Here is a 3500-nt window from a genome sequence, read left to right as displayed (position 1 = left end):
TTTCAATGTTCCATATAAAGGTGATTTTGAAAATTCAATTATTATATCTGAATATTGTTTTTCTGAAATTATTCCAACTGAAATTAAATGAGTTCATCATGGGTAACTATCTGATCTATATTTATAAATATCTGAAGGAGATTCTTCATTAATTTCAATTTTATTATTTAAAGGATATTTTGATGTTGGTGGTGCTTGGCTTTCTAAATGACTATATGAAATTTTTGCATTTATAATGCGTGCATTTTTAAATACTTGTCTTTGTGGATTAGAACTATGGTTACCTATATTTAATAATTCTAAAATATTTTTTCCTTTAATATAGTTTTTTGCAATACTTCAAGGTAAAAAACTTTCAGTAAATCAATATTGAAATATTCGTACATTAGGATTTGTTTCAATTGGCATTGATAGTAAAGGCACCAAACTAGCATTTTGAATAATAGATTGTGGATAAGAATAAAAACCATTAACATTACCTCAGCATTTAATATTTCCAAATAACATTGATTTAGGGTATTTAATCTCAATCCCAGTAAATACTGTGTCTTCTGGTAATGATTTTTGTAATACTAAATGAATACTATTTTGATTTTTTCACTTAAAATCAGTTATTTTAACTAAATGAGTAGATTTAATAATATTAACTCCATCTGGCGAATAAGGGCGTTTATATTCTTCGATGATATAACATTCATTTTTATTATTTTCTGTAATTGGCTCATTAATAGATACTATTTTTAAGTCTAATGTTTCTAAAAATTCTTTGTCTTGTTTTGAAATATCATTAATTAAAATATCTTTTTCATCAATCATAACATAACTTGTACTATTATCTTGGACTGTGGTGTTTTGTTGAATTTGTAATTTAAAATTAAAGTCACTAATTTCATAACCAGTTATTTTAATATATTCATCTTTGTTAATAAAACCGATTTTAACGCTATTTTGAGAGTAGTTTAAGGTTGATTTTTCCTTTGTTTTAACAAGATTATTAATTTTATAAATATATAAGGTTCTTGCACGGTCTTCAGTAAATAATTGTTCTAAGTCAGGGTCGCTGTACTGCGATTGATTAGCAAAATCTAACGGAATACTATCAATTGAATAATCAATTGGTTCATCATTTTCTGCTAATTGTGCTAACATTTTTTCAGATGGTTTTAACATTATTCTTGTCCCCCTTCTTCATTAGGTATATTGATAATAGTTTCGTTGTTTTTTAATTGTCTGTTTAAAATAGCATTTACTGGTAAACGAACATCAACAATTAACTCATCAATATTTTTAATATTAAATGTTCTACTGTTTAAAATCGCATTATCATATTTAATTAATTTAATAATAAATTCAGTTAATTTAATTTCTCTAATATATATCATTTGTTCGTATGATGCGTTTGTTTGAATATTTACTCCCGCAACTTCTGCTTGGGTTTGTTGTGCTCCCTTAGCGATTGCGGGAACATGATGGCGATTTATTTTATAATAATTAGTTAATAATCAATCATATATTTTGGTTAATTGCTCACCTTTAAAATTACCAGCGATATAGTCTACTGGTTGAAAATTACTATCAGGGTCTCCTTCAACTAATAACAAGTCATTTTCAATAAATGAAGCTAACATTTTACTAATTTCTTGGTCAACAACACCAGTAACTCCATTAGTATTAATGGTAAATTTACCACTATTTAATAATGGGTCTAACATTATCTTTTCAGCAATAATATCTAAAATACTAGCAAATTGTTTACCATAACGAGCAGAAGGTTCAAAATTAGGATTATTGGGAATAATTTCAATTGGAAGAAAATTAAGTGGCAATATTTCTTCTCTTTGTAAAGTTGTATAATTATTCCATTTAGCATCATCAATATATAAGTCGGTAATAGTACTGTATAATCTTGTTTTTAACTTTCTAATAACTTTTACTTGTTTAGTTACATAATCAATGTCTAATTTTTCAGTAATAAAAACACTCTGATCATTTTTAAGATAAGGGTCATAATCAAAAGTGCAAGATACTAAATTACCTAATTCATCATACTGGTCATTATAAAAATCAATAGTAATAAAATTAAGTTTTGAATTATTAGCAAAAATAAAATAGGCACCCCCACCATTTTTATTAATTTTATATTCGTTATATCAATTCTTATTAGTAAAGTCTTGCATTTTTAAAAAGTTATTAATTAATTTAGTATCTAATTGTTGATTAGTAAGTGGATTATAAATGCTAATTTCTAAATCTCGTGGATTTAAAAAATTAGCATTATCTTCACAAATTCTTTTTTCTAAAATTTCATTATGTTTTTGAACAGCAACATTTTTACGATTACTAATCGTTGATGCTAAATTAAGATAGTAACTATCAATATCATATTCTTTTTTTAATTTCTTTTTGGCTGGTAATAATCCCATTTATATCACCCCTTTATTTTGTATCTTTTTTTTAATAACATCTTAAATACTATCTTGTCTTTGTTGTTTGTTATGAGTTTTGATAAATCTAATAGTTTCAATAATTAAAACAACAACCCCAAAACCATTTAACATTGCACCAATAATTACATATGCAGGTCAACCAATTCCTAATTTAGTTGGTCCTATAAAACAAATAATAATTCCTGCAATAAAAAACAATGATGAAACCCCAAAGATTTTCAAAAACATAATTACATCTTTAATAGTTATTTTTGACATAAAATCACTTCCTTTCTAAATTATTTTTTTTCTTTTAATTGTTAAATCTTTAATAACAATATTATTTGTATCATTTGTAATTGAGCCATCTTGCTTAATTGTTATTCTTTTATAAGAATTATCTGCTAAAAATGTAAATATTGATTTTTGTGATATTGTTTCAAAATAATATGTTACAAATTGACTACCAGATGAATAATCTATTATTGAAATTGATATTTTATAGTAATATTTTGTTAAATCATAATCTGGAATTTTAAATTTTAATTTTTCGTTTGCTTCAGGATAATTAATTAATTCTCAATCTGAAATAGAAATTAACTTTTTTAATTCATTTAATATTTCTTCTTTTAATTTTATAAGTTTATCATCTTTAATTTTTTCTATAACAACCTTATCTAGTAATGCATCAACTTCTAACTGCGTATAATATGCTTCTAAATCTATCATCGTTAAATCAATACCTTCTTCTTGAAAAGTGCGAAACATTTTCTTTAAAGTTGTTAAATTAGCCAATGATTTTGCATAAGTAGGCAATAGACCTTGTCATGTTGCCATGGGGTCATTTTGTGAAGAATAATTAATATCACCAACACTCATATTTGCCGAAGTAAAAAACTCAATTGGAATACGATTAAATGTTCAATGCTCAATCGCAATAAACACCATATTAATACAAATTTTCTTTAATAACGGGTCTTTAAATGTTTCAAACTTTAATTTTGAAAATGGATAGTTTAAGTAAGAATTAATCATATTTTGGGCTCTTAAAGCAAAAGTTTTAAATCATAATTC

The 3500-nt window shown here is 24.8% G+C and carries 4 protein-coding genes; all 4 read right to left on the bottom strand.

Translation table 4 applies throughout. The annotated features are described in order from the left end of the window. Nucleotides 1-1170 (bottom strand): hypothetical protein (locus D9R21_RS05125; protein WP_148108834.1); only part of this gene is annotated, 1170 nt, incomplete at its 3' end. Then, nucleotides 1170-2423: a hypothetical protein gene (locus D9R21_RS05120; protein ID WP_126821366.1), complete on the bottom strand. Its 1254-nt coding sequence runs from the start codon at nt 2421-2423 to the stop codon at nt 1170-1172. The genes D9R21_RS05125 and D9R21_RS05120, both read right to left, overlap by 1 nt. 42 nt (nt 2424-2465) lie before the next feature. Beyond that, nucleotides 2466-2705 carry a hypothetical protein gene (locus tag D9R21_RS05115; protein WP_126821365.1) on the bottom strand — a complete coding sequence of 80 codons (240 nt, stop codon included), beginning with the start codon at nt 2703-2705 and terminating at the stop codon, nt 2466-2468. 15 nt (nt 2706-2720) lie between these two features. After that, a partial coding sequence (locus tag D9R21_RS07230) for a hypothetical protein (RefSeq protein ID WP_158613908.1) occupies nt 2721-3500 on the bottom strand: 780 nt, incomplete at its 5' end.

Origin of the sequence: Spiroplasma endosymbiont of Megaselia nigra, assembly GCF_003987485.1 — a bacterium.
Classification (GTDB): Bacteria; Bacillota_I; Bacilli_A; order Mycoplasmatales; family Mycoplasmataceae; genus Spiroplasma.
Note: the sequence above shows the minus strand (reverse complement) of the source record. Positions and strands in the feature narration are given on the sequence as shown.